At 67.4% G+C, this 19,322-nt stretch carries 16 protein-coding genes; 7 read left to right on the top strand and 9 right to left on the bottom strand.

The genetic code is table 11. The features are described 5' to 3' along the window. The first annotated feature begins 18 nt into the window (after positions 1 to 18). A complete protein-coding gene (locus tag BMX57_RS11640) occupies positions 19 to 750 on the top strand; it encodes a rhomboid family intramembrane serine protease (RefSeq protein WP_092367222.1) in 732 nt (243 codons plus the stop codon). A 135-nt stretch (positions 751 to 885) separates the two neighbouring features. Here BMX57_RS11640 and BMX57_RS11635 read toward each other — a convergent pair whose 3' ends face one another. Next, complete coding sequence (locus BMX57_RS11635) at positions 886 to 1,671, bottom strand: inositol monophosphatase family protein (RefSeq protein ID WP_092366882.1); 786 nt, start codon at positions 1,669 to 1,671, stop codon at positions 886 to 888. Positions 1,672 to 1,768: 97 nt separating this feature from the next. Next, positions 1,769 to 2,674: a LysR family transcriptional regulator gene (locus BMX57_RS11630; protein WP_092366881.1), complete on the bottom strand. Its 906-nt coding sequence runs from the start codon at positions 2,672 to 2,674 to the stop codon at positions 1,769 to 1,771. 96 nt (positions 2,675 to 2,770) lie between these two features. Between BMX57_RS11630 and metF the strand changes: the two genes are divergently transcribed. Continuing rightward, on the top strand, positions 2,771 to 3,637 hold the full coding sequence (gene metF / locus BMX57_RS11625) for a methylenetetrahydrofolate reductase [NAD(P)H] (RefSeq protein WP_092366878.1): 867 nt from the start codon (positions 2,771 to 2,773) through the stop codon (positions 3,635 to 3,637). A gap of 23 nt (positions 3,638 to 3,660) precedes the next feature. On the opposite strand, the gene BMX57_RS11620 is transcribed toward metF, so the two are convergent. Continuing rightward, positions 3,661 to 4,761, bottom strand: coding sequence for a DUF2235 domain-containing protein (locus tag BMX57_RS11620; protein WP_092367219.1), 1,101 nt, complete (start codon positions 4,759 to 4,761; stop codon positions 3,661 to 3,663). A gap of 245 nt (positions 4,762 to 5,006) precedes the next feature. Here BMX57_RS11620 and BMX57_RS11615 point away from each other — a divergent pair, with 245 nt between their 5' ends. The 3 genes from BMX57_RS11615 (at position 5,007) to BMX57_RS11605 (ending at position 9,303) form a co-directional block, all read left to right on the top strand. Then, a complete protein-coding gene (locus BMX57_RS11615; protein WP_092366876.1) occupies positions 5,007 to 5,744 on the top strand; it encodes a dienelactone hydrolase family protein in 738 nt (245 codons plus the stop codon). A 106-nt stretch (positions 5,745 to 5,850) separates the two neighbouring features. Then, the gene (locus tag BMX57_RS11610; RefSeq protein ID WP_092366873.1) at positions 5,851 to 9,060 is read left to right on the top strand and encodes a valine--tRNA ligase; all 3,210 of its coding nucleotides are present in this window, start codon (positions 5,851 to 5,853) and stop codon (positions 9,058 to 9,060) included. 48 nt (positions 9,061 to 9,108) lie between these two features. Beyond that, positions 9,109 to 9,303, top strand: a complete 195-nt coding sequence (locus BMX57_RS11605; RefSeq protein ID WP_092366870.1) for a hypothetical protein — start codon at positions 9,109 to 9,111, stop codon at positions 9,301 to 9,303. Between the two features lie 12 nt (positions 9,304 to 9,315). Here BMX57_RS11605 and BMX57_RS11600 read toward each other — a convergent pair whose 3' ends face one another. Together BMX57_RS11600 and BMX57_RS11595 are read right to left on the bottom strand one after the other, a co-directional pair. Further along, complete coding sequence (locus BMX57_RS11600; protein WP_092366868.1) at positions 9,316 to 10,098, bottom strand: crotonase/enoyl-CoA hydratase family protein; 783 nt, start codon at positions 10,096 to 10,098, stop codon at positions 9,316 to 9,318. A 79-nt stretch (positions 10,099 to 10,177) separates the two neighbouring features. After that, positions 10,178 to 11,257 (bottom strand): SMP-30/gluconolactonase/LRE family protein, encoded by a 1,080-nt coding sequence (locus BMX57_RS11595; RefSeq protein WP_092366866.1) that lies wholly within the window; start codon positions 11,255 to 11,257, stop codon positions 10,178 to 10,180. 102 nt (positions 11,258 to 11,359) lie between these two features. Between BMX57_RS11595 and BMX57_RS11590 the strand changes: the two genes are divergently transcribed. Both BMX57_RS11590 and BMX57_RS11585 read left to right on the top strand, forming a co-directional pair. After that, entirely contained in the window at positions 11,360 to 12,466 is a 1,107-nt protein-coding gene (locus BMX57_RS11590; protein ID WP_092366864.1) for a pyridoxal phosphate-dependent aminotransferase, read from the top strand. A gap of 58 nt (positions 12,467 to 12,524) precedes the next feature. Continuing rightward, positions 12,525 to 12,710, top strand: a complete 186-nt coding sequence (locus BMX57_RS11585; protein WP_092366862.1) for a hypothetical protein — start codon at positions 12,525 to 12,527, stop codon at positions 12,708 to 12,710. 3 nt (positions 12,711 to 12,713) lie between these two features. Here the strand turns inward: BMX57_RS11585 and BMX57_RS11580 are convergent, their stop codons facing one another. From BMX57_RS11580 to ptsP, 4 genes are all read right to left on the bottom strand, one after another. Beyond that, positions 12,714 to 13,349: a bifunctional 4-hydroxy-2-oxoglutarate aldolase/2-dehydro-3-deoxy-phosphogluconate aldolase gene (locus BMX57_RS11580; RefSeq protein WP_092367216.1), complete on the bottom strand. Its 636-nt coding sequence runs from the start codon at positions 13,347 to 13,349 to the stop codon at positions 12,714 to 12,716. Positions 13,350 to 13,352: 3 nt separating this feature from the next. After that, positions 13,353 to 15,164, bottom strand: coding sequence for a phosphogluconate dehydratase (gene edd / locus BMX57_RS11575; protein WP_092366860.1), 1,812 nt, complete (start codon positions 15,162 to 15,164; stop codon positions 13,353 to 13,355). Position 15,165: 1 nt separating this feature from the next. Next, the gene (gene zwf / locus BMX57_RS11570; protein ID WP_092366858.1) at positions 15,166 to 16,617 is read right to left on the bottom strand and encodes a glucose-6-phosphate dehydrogenase; all 1,452 of its coding nucleotides are present in this window, start codon (positions 16,615 to 16,617) and stop codon (positions 15,166 to 15,168) included. A gap of 427 nt (positions 16,618 to 17,044) precedes the next feature. Beyond that, entirely contained in the window at positions 17,045 to 19,288 is a 2,244-nt protein-coding gene (gene ptsP, locus BMX57_RS11565; protein WP_092367213.1) for a phosphoenolpyruvate--protein phosphotransferase, read from the bottom strand. Positions 19,289 to 19,322 lie beyond the last annotated feature (34 nt).

Raw genomic sequence — 19,322 nt, 5'->3', positions numbered from 1 at the left:
GCGCCCAGCGTCAGCCGGATGTTTCCGATCCGCGACCACAATCCCTCGGGCCGCACGCCCTATGTCGTCTACCTTCTGATCGCGGCCAATGTCGGGATCTTCCTCAGCTATGCGGGCCTGCTCGACACCCCCCGCGCGATCAACGGCTTCTTCCTGACCTGGGCCGTCATCCCCGCAAGGATCACCGATGGCCAGGGGTTCGAGACGCTGGTCAGTTCGATGTTCCTGCATGGCGGGTTCATGCACCTGGCCGGCAACATGCTGTTCCTGTGGATCTTCGGCGACAATCTCGAGGACGAGATGGGGCATCTGCCCTTCCTGCTGTTCTACCTTGCCAGCGGCATCGGTGCGGGGCTGCTGCACGTGATCTCGGCGCCCTATTCGGCGGTGCCCACGGTGGGCGCGTCCGGCGCGATTGCCGGGGTCATGGGCGGCTACCTGCTGCTCTTTCCCAAGGCGCGGGTGGATATCCTGCTGATCCTGGTGGTGTATTTCCGGATCCTCACCATCCCGGCCTTCATCATGCTGGGACTGTGGCTGGGCATGCAGTTCCTGGGGGGCTTCGGCTCGGATCCCAACCAGGGCGGCGTCGCCTACTGGGCACATGCCGGCGGCTTCGTCGTGGGGCTGGTGCTGTGCCTGCCGCTCTGGCTGCGGCGCGGCGCGGTCCGCTTCTGGGCCCGCAATCACGGCCAGCCGCCGCATCCCGAATACGTTCCGTCCCGCATCCCGAAGGTTCCGCGCCGCTGACCGAAACACGTCCGGCCACCTGCCGCTGCGGCAACAACCCGGGCTACGTCACGGGCGCAAACCAACCGGGCGACCAATAGGCCGCCGCAGCACTTTCATTGTTCCCGAAATACTCCCGCCGGAGGCGCCGGGGCGTCAGCCCCGGATCACCTTGGCAAAGCTGTCGAAGATCGGCTCGTTGGCACAGATGACCTCGCCGCTCTCCAGGATCGTTCCGCGCGGCTCCAGCGCCTCGATCAGGCCGCCGGCCTCGCGCACAAGGATGATGCCCGCCGCCATGTCCCAGGCGTTCAGGCGTCGCTCCCAGAACCCCTCGTAGCGGCCCGACGCCACATAGGCCATGTCGAGCGCCGCCGCGCCCCAGCGCCGCACGCCCGCGCAGACCGGCATCAGCCGCGCCAGGTCCTGCAGGGTCGCGGGCAGGTCCGACCGGCCGCCGAAGGGCAGGCCGGTGGCAAAGATCGACTCGATCATCCGGTGCCGGCCCGACACCCGGATGCGGGTGTCGTTCATCCAGGCCCCGGCGCCCTTCTCGGCAAAGAACAGCTCGTCCTTGGCGGCGTCATAGATCACGCCCGAGACGATCTGGCCCTTGTGCTCCAGCGCGATCGAGACCGCCCAGTGCGGCAGCCCGTGCAGGAAGTTCGTTGTGCCGTCCAGCGGATCGACGATCCAGCGCCGGGTCGGATCCTCGCCGGGGGTCTCGCCGCTTTCCTCGGCCAGCCAGCCATAGGTCGGGCGCGCGCCCATCAGCTCCTCGCGCAGGATCTTCTCGGCGGCGATGTCGGCCTTGGAGACGAAATCACCGGCGCTCTTCATCGAGGCCTGCAGGTTCTCGACCTCGCGGAAATCCTTGACCAGGGAACGGCCCGCCTTGCGGGCGGCCTTGATCATGATGTTGAGGTTTGCGCTGCCAATCATCTGCCTGGGTGCTCCTGTCCGGTCGAACCGGGCGTATACTTGTGGCCGCGCGGCTTGCCAAGGGGGCGGATTGCATGGCCGGCTTGCGGCCCACGCCTCATCGCGTCTGCAGCCGCCGCGCCTCGGTCCGGGCCAGCTCGACCAGTTCCCGCACAAAGGGCTTGTCCAGGTCGTCGCTGCGCACCGCCGCATAGAGACGGCGGGTGATGCCGGCCTCGGTCAGCGGGCGGGTGACGTAGTCCGAGCTGTATTTCACCTCGCGCACCACCCAGTCCGGCAGGACCGACACGCCGCGGTTCGAGGCGACCAGCAGCAGGATCACCGCGGTCAGCTCGACCTGCCGGATCGCCGCCGGTTCCACCTTGGCGGGGATCAGCAGCTGGCTGAACACGTCCAGCCGCCCGCGCTCGACCGGATAGGTGATGAGCGTCTCGCCACGGAAATCCTCGGCGGCGATCCAGGGCTTCGCGGCCAGCGGATGGGAGGCTGCGGCCACGAAAACGGGGTTGTAGTCGAACAACTCGACAAATTCGACGCCCGGCAGCTTCTCGGGGTCCGATGAAACGACTAGATCGACCTCCTCCTTTTGCAACGCGGGCAGCGCGTCGAAGGCTAGGCCCGGCCGGATGTCGACATCCACATCCGGCCAGCTCTTGCGGAAGGCCTCGAGCACCGGGAACAGCCATTCGAAACAGGCGTGGCATTCGATGGCGATGTGCATCCGGCCCGACTCGCCGTCCCGGAGCGAGGTGAACTCGGCCTGCATCGCCTCGACCTGCGGCAGGATCTGCTCGGCCAGACGCAGAAGCCGCTTGCCCGCCGCCGACAGCTTCATCGGCTTCGAGCGGCGCACGAACAGCTCGACCCCGGCCTGGTCCTCCAGGCCCTTGATCTGATGGCTCAGCGCCGACTGGGTGATGTTCAGCTGATCCGCCGCACGGGCCAGCCCGCCGCAGTCGTGGATCGCCTTGATCGTGCGGAGATGACGGAATTCGATGTGCATCCCGGTGCGCGCCTCATGTTGTTGTTGAGTATTATGAAGTTGTCTCACAATGCTGCACCTGCGACAAGAGTGGCAATCCAACAATCAGAGGCCGTCATGACCGCTCCGCAGATTTCCTTCGAGTTCTTTCCGCCGCAAAACCTCGAAGCGTCTTTCCGGCTCTGGGACACGGTGCAGACGCTTGCGCCGCTGGATCCGCGTTTCGTGTCCGTCACCTACGGCGCGGGGGGCACCACCCGCGACCTGACCCGCGAGGCGGTGCAGACGCTGCACAAGTCGTCGGGCCTGAGCGTCGCGGCGCACCTGACCTGCGTGAAGGCGACCCGCGAGGAGACGCTGGCCATCGCCGAGGGCTTCGCCGATGCCGGCGTGACCGACATCGTGGCCCTGCGCGGCGACCCGCCCAGGGGCGAGGGCGCCTTCCGCCCGCATCCCGGCGGGTTCGCCAATTCCGTCGAACTGATCGAGGCACTGGCCGAGACCGGGCGGTTCACCATCCGGGTCGGCGCCTATCCCGACAGGCACCCCGAGGCTGCCGACAGCCAGGCGGATGTGGATTGGCTCAAGGCCAAGATGGATGCAGGCGCCGACGAGGCGATCACGCAGTTCTTCTTCGAGGCCGAGACGTTCTTCCGTTTCCGCGATGCCTGCGAAAAGGCCGGGATCGACAAGCCGATCACGCCGGGCATCCTGCCGATCGAGAACTGGAAGGGCGCCCGCAAGTTCGCCCGCAGCTGCGGCGCGCATATCCCCGAATGGGTCGACAATGCGTTCGACAAGGCGGTGCGCGACGGGCGCGAAGACCTGCTCGCCACGGCGATCTGCACCGAGCTGTGCTCGGACCTGATCGAAGGCGGCGTGGACCGGTTGCATTTCTACACCCTCAACCGCCCGGAACTGACCCGCGACGTGTGTCACGCGCTGGGCGTGGTTCCCAAGGTGGCGTTGCAGAACGTGGCCTGAGACGGCGCTGCGGGCGCGCGGCCTCAGCGGGCGGCGTGGCCTGACATGCTTGCCGTGTGCCTGTCGGCGTCCTGCGGCGTTGGCGGGGCCGGCAGGACCTGTGCCGGATCGACGCTCTCGTGCAGGCGTTCGGACGGATCCTGCAGCGGGACGCGGCGCTTGCGCATCAGAAAGATCTTGCCCCAGCCGCGCCATGTCCCGGTCGAGGGCGCGGCGGGATCCGCCGGGAATCGCGCCTGCCACCCCTCGGGCAGCGGCAGGCCCAGCGCCTCGGCCTGTTCCAGCATCCAGATCAGCGAGACATTGGCCAAGGGGCGCGCTTCTTCGAACCCGCCCAGCTGGCCGCCGACATCGCCATGTGTGCCACGGAACCAGACCTGTTCGATATGCGCCTCGACGCCCGGCCGGCTCTCCCACAGTACCGGAGCGAATACGTTGCGCGTCTCGTTCAACGCCAGCGCGTGCAGCCCGTGCCGCACGCTGGGTCCCAACTGGTGCGAATGGAACGCGTGCTTTTCCTCGGCCCAGCGCCACAGCAGCGGCAGGCGCATGCCCAGAGCCTTGACCGTGTCCCAGACCCCGATCATCTCGATCGGCACCTCGTCATGGCAAAAGTGGCGCCGGAACGCCGCCAGATGCGTGCCGCCGGCATTGCATTCATAGTGGCGATAGGCCTGGCGGATGTTGCGCACGGTGGCATGTTCCGATTTCAGCAGACCCACCATGTCGATCACGCCGGCCAGGCTGCGCACGCCATAGGCGCCGCGGGAATAGCCCATGAGGAAGATCTTGTCGCCGGGCTTGTAGCGTGAGGCGAGATAGCCGTAGGCGCGCCGGATCTGACGGTTGATGCCGCGCCCCACCATCACGTCGGCAGTGCGCCGCCAGCTTTGCCACTGAACGCCGGCCTCGTAGAAGACCGAGACCCGCGCGCCCATCTCGCACATCATGCGATAGGTCTGCCCGGCATGGGTCTCGCGCCCGGTGTCCAGCGTCGACATGGTGCCGTCCAGGATGATGACATGCACCAGCGGATCCCGGTGCCGTGTCTCGGCCGAGTGTTCCGAGCGCAGTGGCTTGCCCAGCCACCCCAGAATTCGCCGTGTGAAACCTGACAATCCCATGTTGCACCAAAACCCGATCACGTCTTGCAGCGAACGATCTTCTTCAATGATGAGCGCTCTTCCCGTGCGGAGCAAGGGGACGGGCGAGAACGATCGCGTGACCCGCGCCACGCGCGCGGGATCCGGTCCCAGTCTAGGCTGTGGATCGGGCGCAAATGCGGCGTTCGTCTGTCGGCCCCTTGGCAGCGTGACCGGAGAGGCGCAATTTCGTGGAAATGGAGACGCACGCGGCCTAACATGCGGGGATGGAAGACTGGGGGTCGGCCGGAAAATTTGTCTTCACCGCACCGCTGAGCCAGGGCGGCGAGGCTAGCCATGACGTTCGTGTCGACGGCCGGGGCCCGCCGATCCTGATCCTGCAGGAACTGCCCGGCATCGGCCCCGAGACGCTGGACCTGGCCGACCGGCTTGTCGCGGCCGGGTTCCGCGTCTACCTGCCGCATCTGTTCGGAAAGTTCGGCCAGGTGACGACCCTGCGCAACGCCGCCCGTCTGTTCTGCGTCCGGCGCGAGATCAACGTCTTTCTGCGCGGCCGCGAAAGCCCGATCGCCGGCTGGCTGCGCGCCCTGTGCCGCGAGATCCGCCGGCGCGAGGGCGGCGAACGGCAGGTGGGCGTCATCGGCATGTGCCTGACCGGCGGATTCGCCCTGACCCTGATGGCCGAGGACGCGGTCGCGGGTGGGGTGGCTGCGCAACCCGCCTTGCCGCTGTTCAGCCGCGGCGCCCTGCCGATGAGCGCGGATGACATCGCCGCCGCGCGCCGCGGCATGGCGCGCAACGGCCCCGGGCTGGCGATGCGCCATCTGGGCGACCCGATCGCGCCCGCCGCACTGATGCGCGCGCTCGAGGCGGCCTTTGGCGACGACCTGGTGACGGTCGCCTATCCGGGGCGACGACATTCGCTGCTGACGCTGGATTTCCACGAACCGGCCTATCGCCGGGTCGAGGCCTATTTCCACGAGCGGTTCCGCCCGGCCTCCTGAGACGCAAGTGCATGTGGCGGGAATGGGGGACAAAGCCTTTCCCTTCCCAGGCGCATTCGCTATTGCAGGCGCTGACCCGGAAACCCGATCACGCAGGACAGACCCCATGGCGATGGACAAGACCTTCAACGCAGCCGAGGCGGAACCGCGCCTCTACCAGGCCTGGGAAGAGGCCGGCGCCTTCCGTGCCGGGGCCAACGCCTCGCGCGACGAGAGCTTCTGCGTGATGATCCCGCCGCCCAACGTGACCGGGGCGCTGCATGTGGGACATGCGTTCAACAACACGCTGCAGGACATCCTGGTGCGCTGGCACCGGATGCGCGGCTTCGACACTTTGTGGCAACCGGGCCAGGACCATGCCGGCATTGCCACGCAGCTGCAGGTCGAAAAGATGCTTGCGGCGCAGGGCGATCCGGGCCGGCGTGAGCTGGGCCGCGAGAAGTTCCTGGAGAAGGTCTGGGAGTGGAAGGGCCAGTATGGCGGCACCATCGTCGAGCAGCTCAAGCGGCTGGGCTGTTCCTGCGACTGGGACCGCAACGCGTTCACCATGGCCGGCGCGCCGGGCGACCCGCGCACCGGGCACGAGCAGTCGCCGAACTTCCACGATGCGGTGATCCGGGTCTTCGTCGACATGTATCGCAAGGGCTACATCTATCGCGGCAAGCGGCTGGTGAACTGGGATCCGCATTTCGAGACCGCGATTTCCGACCTCGAGGTCGAGAATGTCGAGGTCGCGGGCCATATGTGGCATTTCAAGTACCCGTTGGCCGGCGGGGCGACCTATGAGTATTTGGAAAAAGATGAAGACGGGAACGTCGTTTTCCGCGAGACCCGGGACTACATCTCCATCGCCACGACCCGGCCCGAGACCATGCTGGGCGACGGCGCGGTCGCGGTGCATCCATCGGACGAGCGGTACGCGCCCATTGTCGGCCAGCTCTGCGAGATCCCGGTGGGGCCGAAGGAACACCGCCGGCTGATCCCGATCATCACCGACGACTACCCCGACCCCGATTTCGGCTCGGGCGCGGTGAAGATCACCGGCGCGCATGATTTCAACGACTATCAGGTCGCCAGGCGCGGCGGCATCCCGATGTACCGGCTGATGGATACGCGCGGGGTGATGCGCGACGACGGCGCACCCTATGCCGAGGCCGCTTCGGTGGCGCTGGCGGTGGCCAATGGCGAGCGCACGCTGGGCGTGGCCGAGGCGGATGCGCTGAACCTGGTGCCCGATCACCTGCGCGGGCTGGACCGGTTCGAGGCGCGGGCGAAAGTGGTCGAGGAGATCACCGCCGAGGGGCTGGCGGTGATGACCCGCGCCGACGATCCGCGTCTCGGCGGCGGAGCGAAACCCGCCCCGGCCCCCGAGCCGGGGCCTCACGCGGAGGGGACCGAGGCCCCGGATCAGGTCCGGGGCGCGGAAAGCCTGGTGCCGCTGGTCGAGGCCAAGCCGATCATGCAGCCCTTTGGCGACCGGTCCAAGGTGGTGATCGAGCCGATGCTGACCGACCAGTGGTTCGTCGATGCCGAGAAGGTCGTGGGGCCCGCGCTGGAGGCGGTGCGCTCGGGCGAGGTGAAGATCATCCCCGAGTCGGGCGAGAAGACCTATTACCACTGGCTGGAGAATATCGAGCCCTGGTGCATCTCGCGCCAGCTGTGGTGGGGGCATCAGATCCCGGTCTGGTATGGGCTGGACCTGTCGGTCGAAGATTTCAAGGACGACGAGGGCGACGGCAACCTGGACCTGGTGGAGCTGGGCCGGCTGCTGAACGAGGGCGGGATGCTGCACCGGGGCGACGTGCACCATTGCGGCGCGTCGCTCGAAGAGGTCACCGACCGGTTCCTTGACGACAATGCCGACATTCCCAGCCCGCTGAGCCACGCCACCTTGGTTGAGGTCGCGGACAAGCACGCCGCGATCCACCGGCTGGCCGAAAGCCTTGCGCACTATGCCGTCGACCAGGATCCGACCCATCTTGTCTATCCGGTCTGGCGGGATCCCGACGTGCTGGACACCTGGTTCTCCTCCGGCCTCTGGCCCATCGGCACACTGGGTTGGCCCGAGGATACCGAGGAGCTGCGCCGGTATTTCCCCACCGATGTCCTGGTCACCGGCTTCGACATCCTGTTCTTCTGGGTCGCCCGGATGATGATGATGCAGCTGGCGGTGGTGGATCAGGTCCCGTTTCACACCGTCTATCTGCACCAGCTCGTCCGCGACGAGAAGGGCAAGAAGATGTCCAAGACCACCGGCAACGTGATCGACCCGCTGGAGATCGTCGACGAATTCGGCGCCGACGCGCTGCGCTTCACCAATGCCTCCATGGCGGCCATCGGCGGTGTTCTGAAACTCAGCAAGGAGCGGATCACCGGATATCGCAACTTCGGCACCAAGCTGTGGAACGCGGTGCGCTTTGCCGAGATGAACGAGGTGTTCAACGACGCGGTGCCGCAGCTTGCGGCTTCGGAGCTGAACCCGCAGGCCGCCGTCAACCGCTGGATCATCGGCGAGACCGCGCAGGTGCGCGAAGAGGTGGACGCGGCTCTGGCGAGCTATCGCTTCAACGACGCGGCCAACGGGCTTTATGCCTTTGTCTGGGGCAAGGTCTGCGACTGGTATGTGGAGCTCAGCAAGCCCCTGTTGCAGGGCGACGACGCCGCCGCCCAGGCCGAGACCCGTGCCACCATGCGATGGGTCATGGACCAGTGCCTGATCCTGCTGCACCCCTTCATGCCCTTCATCACCGAAGAGCTGTGGTCGCAGACCGGCAACCGGGCCAAGATGCTGGTGCATGGCGACTGGCCCGCCCATGGCACCGACCTGATCGACCCCGAGGCCGAGGCCGAGATGACCTGGGTGATCGCGGTGATCGAGAACACGCGCTCGGCCCGCAGCCAGATGCGGGTGCCGGCGGGCCTCTATGTGCCGATGCTGGTCACGCAGATCGACGCCGCAGGCCAAGCGGCCTGGGACCGCAACGAGGCGCTGATCCGGCGGCTGGCGCGGATCGACAGCCTGAGCCGGGTCGAGGCGCTGCCCAAGGGCACGATCTCGATCTCGGCGCCGGGCGCATCCTTCGGGATGCCGCTGGCCGACATCATCGACATCGGCGCCGAGCGGGAGCGGCTGGAGAAATCCCTGGGCAAGCTCGGCAAGGAACTGGGCGGGCTGCGCGGGCGGCTGGGCAATCCGAAATTCGTCGACAGCGCCCCCGAAGAGGTGGTCGAGGAAACCCGCGCGAATCTGGCCGCGCGGGAAGAGGAAGAACGGAAGATCAAGGAGGCGCTCGCCCGTCTGGCCGAGATCGCCTGAGGCAGTCGGCCTTGGCGGCGGGCGCTGTCCGACGCTACCCTGCGCGCCATGTTTCCCAGCTTTCGAAACCTTATCGAGAGGCAGATCCTCAATGCACAGGCCGAGGGCAAGCTGAGAGGGCTGGCGGGCGACGACCGCCCCCTGACCGACCCGGCAGAGCGCAAGGCGGCGATGGCCCGGATCGCAGATCTGGACATGCGCCACAACATGGCCCGCGATGCGCGGCGCAGCTTCTTCCGCTGACCGCGTGGCAGGTTACTTGAACTCGGGGTTTCTTCCCTGGAAATGCGCCGCGACGACCTCCATCTGGTCGGGTTTGCCGATCAGCCCCGCCTGTTCGCGCGATTCCTCCAGCAGCACGTCGGCGCGGGATGCCTGCTCGGCCACGTCGATCAGCCGCTTTGCCGCGCGGATCGCCGAAGGGCTCTTGCCCGCGATCTCGGTGGACAGCGCCTGTGCCGCCGCCAGCGGTTCGTCGTCGATCAGGGTGACCAGCCCCCAGATCTCGGCCCGGGCGGCGGTGATCGGCCGGCCGGTATAGACCATCTGCCGCAACACGTCCGAACGCATCAGCCGTGGCAGCAGCGCCATGCCGCCCATGTCCGGCACCAGGCCCCATTTCATCTCGGCCACCGCCAGCTTGGCATCGGGGCTGGCGACCCTGATATCGGCGCCCAGCGCCAGCTGCAGCCCGCCGCCATAGACCGCGCCCTGCAGGGCGGCGATCACCGGCACCGGCACGCGGCGCCAGACCAGGGCCACTTCCTGCACTTCGTTGGCGTCGTGATACGCCCGGTCCATCAACCAGCTTTCGGTGTCCTGTCCCGCAAGCTCGGCAAAGCTGGCCAGATCCAGACCCGAGCAGAAACTGGCCCCCTCACCCGAGAGCACCACCGCGCGCACGTCCGACGCGGCGACCTCCTGCCCGGCCGAGATGATCGCCCGCATCATGGCCGGGTCCAGCGCGTTCATCTTGTCGCCCCGGGTCAACCGGACATGAGCGACGTGATCTTCGTACTCGATGGAAACGCGCGCCATCTGGGCCTCCTTTCGGGGTTGTTGCGGCCCACTCTGCCCGCCGCCCTGGCGAAGTTCCAGTGCGACGTGGCGGGAGGGCCTAGCGGACCGGCGGCAACCGATCCGCAGGCAGCCGGGCAAAGCCGGGACTGTCCAGCGTCATCACGTAGAGCTGCCCGCCTGCGACCCTCGCGCCGGTGGTGACACCCAGCCGCCCTTCGGGATCCTGAAGCGTGCGCAGGATGCGCCCCTGCCCGTCGAACTGGACCACCATGCCGCGATGGATCGGGGCCGGCCGCACCCACGGGCCCAGCCGCCAGATCACCTTGCGCAGGAACGGATAAGGCATCAGCGCCTCGGCCGGCACGCGCGGGCTGGCAAAGGCCATCCAGTAGGTGCCGTCGCCCATCGCCTCGATATTGTCGGGATAGCCGGGCAGGTTGTCCAGGAACAGCTCGCGCTCGCCCCGGCGCGGCCCGCTCAGCCACAGCCGGTGTACTCGCGCGCGCCCGGTCTCGGCGATCAGCAGGAAGTCCTCGTCCGGCGACAGCGCCACACCGTTGGCATAGACCAGCCCGTCAGTGATCCTCTCGACCGTGCCGTCGGGGTTGCGGCGGGCGACGTAGCCTGTCTCGGACTGCTCCCAGATCGTCATCACCGATGTCGGCTTGGTCCCGCCCATCGTCTCGGGATCGAACCGGTCGGTGGAGTTCGAGAAATAGACCGTGCCATCCGCGCCCACATCCAGCTGGTTGGCATAGATTATCGGCGCGCCGTCGATCTGCGCGACCAACTCCTCGAGCGTGCCCGGCCCCGACCAGCGCATCAGCCCGCGAAAGCTGTCGGCGATGTAGAGCGCACCATCGGGCCCGGCGCGCAGGCCCAGCGGCCGGCCGCCCAGCTGATCGACAATCTGCGGTGCGTCGCCATCGATCCGGTAAAGCGTGCCGCCCAGATCGACGGTAAAGACCGCGCCATCGGGCATCACCGCCAGATCCTCGGGGCCGATCGCACAGTCCGGCAGGCTTATCAGTTCGGCAGCATCCAGCGCGGCGTTCTCGGCATAATCCCCGGCAAACGCCGGCGGTTCGGCCGGCCGGTAGGCCACCGGAGAGACCGGGACCGGCCAGAGCAGGAGATAGGCCAGGACGGCCAGCAGCAGGATCAGCAGGAGTCGCATCGGGTTGCCTCCGCCTGTGACATCAACTGACGACACACTGGACGTGGCGCGGACATGAGGCAAGCCTTGCCCGCCCGGCCCTCATGCGCTTATCTGCGCGCCATGACCCATGCCCGTTTCACCCCGCTCGTCCAGTCCCTGCCCGCCACCGTGCCCTTTGTCGGCCCGGAAACCCAGGTCCGCCAGCGCGGCGTCGATTTCCGTGCCCGGCTGGGGGCGAATGAAAGCGTCTTCGGCCCGTCGCCCCGCGCCGTCGCGGCGATGCAGGCGGCGGCGGCCGAGGTCTGGATGTATGGCGATGCCGAAAGCCACGATCTGCGCCATGCGCTGGCCCAGCGGCACGGGGTGCAGCCGCAGAACGTGCTGGTGGGCGAGGGCATCGACGGGCTGCTCGGCAACCTGGTGCGCCTGACGGTGGCGCCGGGCGATGCGGTGGTGACCTCGGACGGGGCCTATCCGACCTTCAATTATCACGTGACGGGACATGGCGGCGCGTTGCACAAGGTGCCGTTCCGCGACGATCACGAGGATCCCGCGGCGCTCTTTGCCAAGGCGCGCGAGGTCGGTGCCAAGCTGGTCTATCTCTCAAACCCCGACAACCCGATGGGCAGCTGGCATTCGGGATCGGACATCCTGGCCGCGATGGCGGACCTGCCCGAGGACACGTTGCTGGTCCTCGACGAGGCCTACGTCGAATGCGCTCCCCGGGGCACCGCGGTCGCGGTCGCGCCCGACGATCCGCGGCTGATCCGGATGCGCACCTTCTCAAAGGTCTATGGCATGGCGGGTGCGCGTGTGGGCTATGCCTTGGCCGCGCCCGAGCTGATCGCAGCCTTCGACAAGGTGCGCAACCATTTCGGCATGAACCGCATCGGCCAGGCCGGTGCGCTGGCGGCGCTGGCCGATGACGACTGGCTGGGCCAAGTGCAGCGCGACATCGCCGCCGCGCGTGACAGGATCGGCGCCATCGCGGCGGAAAACGGGTTGAGCGCCCTGCCCTCGGCCACGAATTTCGTCGCCGTGGATTGCGGGCGGGATGCCGATTTCGCAAAGGCGATGGTCGATAACCTGGTCGAGCTTGGCGTCTTTGTCCGTATGCCGTTTTCCACGCCGCAGAACCGGTGCATCCGGATCAGCTGCGGCACGGCGGCCGATCTCGACATCTTGGCCGAGACGCTGCCGCAGGCACTGGCGGCTGCGCGCGGCTGACCTGACTTTTGCGTGCATTGCGGTAAACTGCTGACCGACTCAGGGTCAGGAGGCCGTCATGAACGACCACAGGATGAAGAGCGCCCCGAACTACACCAATGCCGCGCTGACAATGCTGGGAGTCAACCTGATCTGGATCTTCGCAGTCCTCTGGACGACCCTCGGCTTCCTTGCCCCGCTGGCGCTGGCGGCGCTGCTCAACCACGCCATCTCGCGGCTGGCCGGGCGGCGCTCTGCCGGCTGACCCTCAGCCGCGCAGACCCACCGCGTCGCGCGCCAGCGCCTCGATCCCGGACCAGTCGCCGGCCTCGACCTTGTCGACCGGGGCAACCCAGCTGCCGCCGGCGCAGACCACGTTGGACAGGCCCAGATAGTCCCGCGCATTGCCCGGCGAAACGCCGCCGGTCGGGCAGAACGAGATCTGCGGCAAGGGCGCGCCGATGGCCTTGAGCGCCGGTGCCCCGCCCGAGGCCTCGGCGGGAAAGAACTTGAGCATGTCATAGCCCTGTTCCAGCAGCCGCATCGCCTCGGACGCTGTTGCCGCCCCGGGCAGCAGCGGCAGCCCCTCGGCCTCGCAGGCCGCCAGCAGGGCCTCGGTCGCGCCCGGCGAGACGCCGAACTGCGCCCCCGCCTCCTTGGCGGCACGCACGTCGTCGGGCGTGACCAGGGTTCCGGCGCCGACGACACCGCCCGGCACCTGCGCCATCCGGCGGATCGCCTCAAGCGCGGCCGGCGTGCGCAGCGTCACCTCGAGCGCCGGAAGACCGCCGGCGACCAGCGCCTCGGCCAGGGGCCTTGCATGATCGGCGTCACGGATCACCAGAACCGGCACGATCGGCGCCAGGTCGCAGATTTCGCGGGCACGGGTCGATTTGGATGCCATCATTCAAACTCCTTCGAAGATCGAGGCCCCGGCGGCAGCGGCGCCCACCGTGCGGCGGAAGACCGAGAACAGGTCGCGCCCGGTCCCGTACTGGTTGGCGGACAGGTCGGCAACAACCGGATCGCGCTCCAGCACGCCCTCGGTCAGAATCTCCAGCGCGCCGGACACGGCATCGACCCGGAGGACGTCGCCGTCGCGCAGTTTCGAGATCGCGCCGCCATCCAGCGCCTCGGGGCTGACATGGATCGCCGCCGGAACCTTGCCCGAGGCACCCGACATGCGCCCGTCGGTGACCAGCGCCACCTTCTGCCCGCGCCCCTGGAGGACCGCCAGCATCGGGGTCAGCGAATGCAGCTCGGGCATGCCGTTGGCCTTCGGGCCCTGGAAGCGGACGACTACGATCACGTCGCCGGTCAACTCGCCGGCCTTGAACGCGGCCTTGGCCTCTTCCTGGTCGTGGAACACACGCACCGGCGCCTCGACCACCTGGTGCTCGGCGGCCACGGCCGAGACCTTCATCACCGCCGTGCCAAGCGACCCCGACAGGCGCGACAAGCCACCGGTGGGTTGGAACGGGTCGGATGCCGGGCGCAGGATCTTGTCGTTGAGCGTTTCCTTCGACCCGTCCTGCCAGCTCAGCGCGCCGTCGATCAGCTTGGGCTCGCGTGTGTAGTGCTCGAGCCCCTGACCGGCGACGGTATAGGTGTCGGGATGCAGCAGCCCGGCGTCCAGCAGCGTGCCGATGGCATAGCCCAAACCGCCCGCGGCGTGAAAATGGTTCACGTCGGCCAGCCCGTTGGGATAGACCCGCGCGATCAGGGGCACGACGGCCGAAATCTCGGAGAAATCCCGCCAGTCCAGAACGATACCGCCGGCGCGGGCCATCGCGATCAGGTGGATCAGAAGGTTGGTGGACCCGCCCGTGGCCATCAGCCCCACGATGCCGTTCACAAAGGCCTTCTCGTCCAGGACCTTGTAGACCGGGGTGAAATCATTGCCGAGCGCGCTCAGCGCCAGGGCGCGGCGACCGCCCTCGGCAGTCAGCGCGTCGCGCAGGTCGGTGTTCGGGTTGACGAAGCTGGAGCCGGGCAGGTGCAGGCCCATGAACTCCATCAGCATCTGGTTGGTGTTCGCGGTGCCGTAGAAGGTGCAGGTGCCCGGTCCGTGATAGGCCGCCATCTCGGCGGCCATCAGCGCATCGCGGCCAACTTCGCCTGCGGCGAATTTCTGCCGCACCTTGGCCTTTTCGTCGTTCGGCAGCCCGCTGGTCATCGGCCCGGCCGGCAGGAACACCGCCGGGATGTGGCCGAAACTCTGCGCGGCGATCACCAGGCCCGGCACGATCTTGTCGCAGACACCAAGAAACACCGCCGCGTCGAACGTGTTGTGGCTGAGCGCCACGCCGGCGGCCAGCGCGATCACGTCGCGCGAGAACAGCGACAACTCCATCCCCGCCTCGCCCTGGGTTACGCCGTCGCACATGGCCGGCACGCCGCCGGCCACCTGCGCGGTGCCGCCCGCCGCGCGAACCGCGTCGCGGATCAGCTGCGGATAGCGTTCGAACGGCTGATGCGCCGACAGCATGTCGTTATAGGCGGTGACGATGCCCAGGTTGCCCGCGCCGCCCTCGGCCAGCGCCTGCTGGTCGGGACCGGCCCCGGCATAGGCATGCGCCTGCCCCGAACAGGACAGGTGCGCCCGGGCCGGACCGTTGCTTGCGGCCTGCTCCATCCGGCGCAGATATGTCCCGCGCGGCCCGGCGCTGCGCTCGACGATCCTGTCGGTTACGTCCAGAATGACCTTGTTGGTGCTCATCTCAGCCTCCAATCTCGCGCCAGCGGCGTCCGTCCCGGTGCATCAGCATCAGCGCGTCCTCGGGCCCGGAACTGCCCGCATCGTATTTCGCCGGCCGGTCGCCGCTGTCGGCCCAGGACTGTATCACCGGATCGACCCAGGCCCATGCCGCCTCGACCTCGTCGCCGCGCATGAAAAGGGTCTGGTCGCCCCGGATCACGTCCATCACCAGCCGCTCATAGGCGTCCTGCGGCCGGGAATCGGCGCCCAGCGCCTCGGCAAAGCTCATGTCCAGCGACACCTCGGTCAGGCGCAGGCCGCCGGGGCCGGGATCCTTGATCGTGGTACGCAGGGTGATCCCCTCGTCCGGTTGCAGGCGGATCACCAGGACGTTCCCCCTGAGCCGTCCGACATTGGGAAAGATCGTGTGCGGCGGATCGCGGAACACGACCGCGATTTCGGATTCGCGCGCCCGCAGCTTCTTGCCGGTGCGCAGGTAGAAGGGCGTTCCGGCCCAGCGCCAGTTGGACACGTGCACCTTCATGGCCACGAAGCTTTCGGTGCGGCTGTCGGGATTGCCCACGTGGTCGCAATAGCCGTCGCCGCCGTCATCGGCCCGATACTGGCCGCGCACGATGTCCGACGGCTCGACCGGGTCCAGTGCCTGGATCACCTTGACCTTCTCGTCGCGCACCGCGTTCGGAGTGAATTTCGACGGCGATTCCATCGCCGTGAGGCACAGAAGCTGCACCAGGTGGTTCTGGATCATGTCCCGCATCGCGCCGGAGCCATCATAATAGGCGCCGCGCCCGTCCACTCCGATTGTCTCGGCCACGGTGATCTGCACATGGTCGATATGGGTCGCGTTCCACAGAGGCTCGAACAGCGAATTGGCAAAGCGCAGCGCCATCAGGTTCTGGACCGTTTCCTTGCCCAGGTAATGATCGATGCGATAGATCTGGTGTTCCTCGAAATTGGCCCGCAGCCCCGCGTTCAGTTCCTGTGCCGAGTTCAGGTCATGGCCAAAGGGCTTCTCGACCACGATCCGGCTGTCGGCGGTGGCAAGCCCGCTGTCGTGCAGACGCGCGGCGATGCCCGAGAAGAGCGACGGGCTGACCGAAAGATAGAAGGCCCGCACCACGTCGGGGCGCAGCGCGGCGGCCAGTTCCTTCCAGCCGCCCTTGCCCGAGGCGTCCACCGATACATAGTCCAGCCGGTCGAGAAACCCGTCGACCTGTTCCTCGTTGCGGTCGGCGGCAGGGGTGAACTCCTCCAGCGCGGCGCGCACCTTCTCGCGAAACCCGGCGGCATCCATCTTCGATCGCGCCGAGCCGATGATCCGCGCCTCGGGCGGCATCTGGCCGACGGTGAACCGGTGATAGAGCCCCGGCAGGATCTTGCGCCGGGCCAGATCCCCGGTCGCGCCGAACAGGACAAGGTCGAATGGTTGGACGGGAATGACGCGCGACACCATGGCGGCGATCCTTCTTCCAGTTTCTTCGGCGGGGCGGGAACAGGCGCCGCCGATGCGATGTTAGCGATAACATATCTCCCGCGCTTGATCTCCGATTATGGCTCGAAATGCAAGGGGGATGTCGATCACAAATCTCGGGCGGGTCTCTCCGGCAGCGATCCGGGGGGTCGTCCGGCGCCGGCCCATCATTATCCACAATGCGCAGATGGTCCATCCCGCCAATACGAACGATCGAACGGGAACATCGCATAACAACAAGTTCTTCTGCGTCCTTACGCACAGAACTCTCCGGAATGGCTGCTATAGAGAAGCACCCGAAACGGAGCCCTCCAACCAGATCCGCGGTTTTCTGTGGACGAACCGAGGGATTCCCTGTGGATGGAATGGCCGCGGACCGCATTTGGCGGAACCCGAGGCCCCCGCTCTGTCAGTCCTGACTGCGCAGCCACTCCATGACCGCCGGGCGCACGGTCTGGTCGCCGCGCTCGCGCGCTTGCCTGATGACCTCGCTCAGGGCACGGATATCCGCGCGCATCAGAAGGCTCTTGACCGGCCCGATCGACGCCGGGCGCATCGACAGGGTGCGCAGCCCGACCGCCGCCAGGCACAGCGCCTCGATCGGGCGGCCGGCATCCTCGCCGCAGAAACTGAGCGGCGTTCCCGAGATCGCGCAGCGTTCGACCACTTGCTCGATCAGGCTCAGGAAACTGACATTCAGCGTGTCGTAGCGGCGGCGCACGCGCTCGTTCTCGCGGTCGGCGGCAAAGAAGAACTGCTTGAGATCGTTGCCACCGATCGACAGGAATTCCACCTCGTCGAAGAACGCCTGCGGCGCAAAGGCCAGCGACGGCGTCTCGAGCATGGCGCCCACCTCGAGCTGAGACGGCAGCACATGACCCAGCCGCTTTTCGCGGGCGATGGCCTTGTCGACCTCGGCGCGGGCCTGCCGGTACTCCTCGAACTGGGCGATGAAGGGGAACATGATGGTCAGGGGGCGGCCGTTGGCGGCCCGGATCAGCGCCTGCAACTGCATCCGCATGATACCCGGCTTGTCCAGGCCAACCCGAATGGCGCGCCATCCCAGGGCCGGGTTCGGCTCGTCATTGGGTTTCATGTAGGGCAGGACCTTGTCGGACCCGATGTCGAGAGTGCGGAAAACCACTCGCTTGTCGGCCGCGGCATCCATCACCCGCGCATAAATGCCGGCCAGTTCGGTGCGCTTGGGCATCTTGTTGCGGATGAGGAACTGCAGTTCGGTGCGGAACAGGCCGACGCCTTCCGCGCCCGAACTCGGCAGCGACGGCAGGTCGGCCATCAGGCCGGCATTCATCAGCATGTGGATGCGCTGGCCGTCGCGGGTGACGGCCGGCTTGTCCCGGATCGAGCCATAGCGCTCCTGCGCCTGGGCCTGCATCGCGATCTTGTCGCGGAAGGCCGAGACCACGGTGTCATCGGGCCGCAGATGCACAACGCCCTGGTCGCCGTCGACCATGATGTGATCGCCGTTCAGCGCCTCGGTGGTGATCCGGCCGGCATGCACGACCAGCGGAATCGCCAGCGCGCGGGCGACCACGGCGGCGTGGCTGCCGACCGAGCCCTCTTCGAGCACGATCCCCTTGAGCGTCCGGCCATATTCCAGCAACTCGCCCGGCCCGATGTTGCGCGCCACCAGGATCGGGTCGGCGGGCAGCTCCGCGCCGGTCTCGTTGCCCTGCCCCGTGAGGATACGCAGCAGGCGGTTCGACAGGTCGTCCAGATCGGCGAGCCGCTCGCGCAGATAGGCATCCGTGACCTGGCTCATCCGCGACCGGGCCTGGCTCTGCTCCTTCTCGACGGCGGCCTCGGCGCTCAACCCGCGCGAGATGTCCTCCTCCATCCGGCGTTTCCAACCCTTCGAGTTGGCGAACATCCGGTAGGTTTCGAGCACCTCCATGTGGTCCTTGTCGCCGGCACCGCTGATCTTGAGCATCTTGTCGACGCCGACGCGCAATTCCTCGATGGCGTCGTCCAGGCGCCGCATCTCGTTCTGCGGATCGTCGGCGATCGGGTTGGTGACCACCACGCGCGGCTCGTGCAGCCAGACATGGCCCTCTGCCGCGCCCTCCTGCCCGGTGGTTCCGCGCACCAGGATCGGCTGCTGGTGCAGCGGCGACAGCGCGGCGCCCTCGCCGACAAAGGCGCCCAGTTCGGCCATCTCGGCCAGGACCATCGCCACGACTTCCAGCGCATAGACCTCATCAGCGGAAAACTCGCGCGCATCCCGGGACTGCACGACCAGGACGCCCAGCGTCTCGCCCAGCCGCTGGATCGGGATCCCGAGGAAGGACGAGAAGATCTCCTCGCCGGTCTCGGGCATGTAGCGGAACCCGCGTTCGGACGGCGCATCGGGCGTGTTGATCAGCTTGCTGGTCTTGGCCACCCGCCCGACCAGCCCTTCGCCCAGGCGCAGGCGTGTCTGGTGAACGGCCTCGGGCTTGAGGCCTTGCGTCGCGCACAGCTCCAGCGTGTCGGAATCGCGGAACAGGTAGATCGAGCAGACCTCCGACTCCATGCTGTCGGCGATCAGGCCGGTGATATGGTCCAGCCGCGCCTGCCCGGCGGCATCGCCCGCCATGACCTCGCGCAGCCGCCCAAGCAGCTTTCTCGATTCGCTGTCAGTGCCGTCCGCCATGGCCCCCGCCATCTGGTTCGGATCAGGCGGCCCC

The sequence above is a fragment of the Cribrihabitans marinus genome, assembly GCF_900109035.1.
GTDB classification, from domain to species: domain Bacteria; phylum Pseudomonadota; class Alphaproteobacteria; order Rhodobacterales; family Rhodobacteraceae; genus Cribrihabitans; species Cribrihabitans marinus.
Note: the sequence above shows the minus strand (reverse complement) of the source record. Positions and strands in the feature narration are given on the sequence as shown.

Bases quoted from the DNA above. Each gene is read 5' to 3' on its own strand.
- BMX57_RS11585 (WP_092366862.1), top strand. From the start codon at position 12,525: ATGAACGACCACAGGATGAAGAGCGCCCCGAACTACACCAATGCCGCG.
- BMX57_RS11615 (WP_092366876.1), top strand. From the start codon at position 5,007: ATGGAAGACTGGGGGTCGGCCGGAAAATTTGTCTTCACCGCACCGCTG.
- BMX57_RS11605 (WP_092366870.1), top strand. From the start codon at position 9,109: ATGTTTCCCAGCTTTCGAAACCTTATCGAGAGGCAGATCCTCAATGCA.
- BMX57_RS11610 (WP_092366873.1), top strand. From the start codon at position 5,851: ATGGCGATGGACAAGACCTTCAACGCAGCCGAGGCGGAACCGCGCCTC.
- edd (WP_092366860.1), bottom strand. From the start codon at position 15,164: ATGAGCACCAACAAGGTCATTCTGGACGTAACCGACAGGATCGTCGAG.
- BMX57_RS11600 (WP_092366868.1), bottom strand. From the start codon at position 10,098: ATGGCGCGCGTTTCCATCGAGTACGAAGATCACGTCGCTCATGTCCGG.
- BMX57_RS11640 (WP_092367222.1), top strand. From the start codon at position 19: ATGTTTCCGATCCGCGACCACAATCCCTCGGGCCGCACGCCCTATGTC.
- BMX57_RS11580 (WP_092367216.1), bottom strand. From the start codon at position 13,349: ATGGCATCCAAATCGACCCGTGCCCGCGAAATCTGCGACCTGGCGCCG.
- BMX57_RS11635 (WP_092366882.1), bottom strand. From the start codon at position 1,671: ATGATTGGCAGCGCAAACCTCAACATCATGATCAAGGCCGCCCGCAAG.
- ptsP (WP_092367213.1), bottom strand. From the start codon at position 19,288: ATGGCGGACGGCACTGACAGCGAATCGAGAAAGCTGCTTGGGCGGCTG.
- metF (WP_092366878.1), top strand. From the start codon at position 2,771: ATGACCGCTCCGCAGATTTCCTTCGAGTTCTTTCCGCCGCAAAACCTC.
- zwf (WP_092366858.1), bottom strand. From the start codon at position 16,617: ATGGTGTCGCGCGTCATTCCCGTCCAACCATTCGACCTTGTCCTGTTC.
- BMX57_RS11590 (WP_092366864.1), top strand. From the start codon at position 11,360: ATGACCCATGCCCGTTTCACCCCGCTCGTCCAGTCCCTGCCCGCCACC.
- BMX57_RS11595 (WP_092366866.1), bottom strand. From the start codon at position 11,257: ATGCGACTCCTGCTGATCCTGCTGCTGGCCGTCCTGGCCTATCTCCTG.
- BMX57_RS11630 (WP_092366881.1), bottom strand. From the start codon at position 2,674: ATGCACATCGAATTCCGTCATCTCCGCACGATCAAGGCGATCCACGAC.
- BMX57_RS11620 (WP_092367219.1), bottom strand. From the start codon at position 4,761: ATGGGATTGTCAGGTTTCACACGGCGAATTCTGGGGTGGCTGGGCAAG.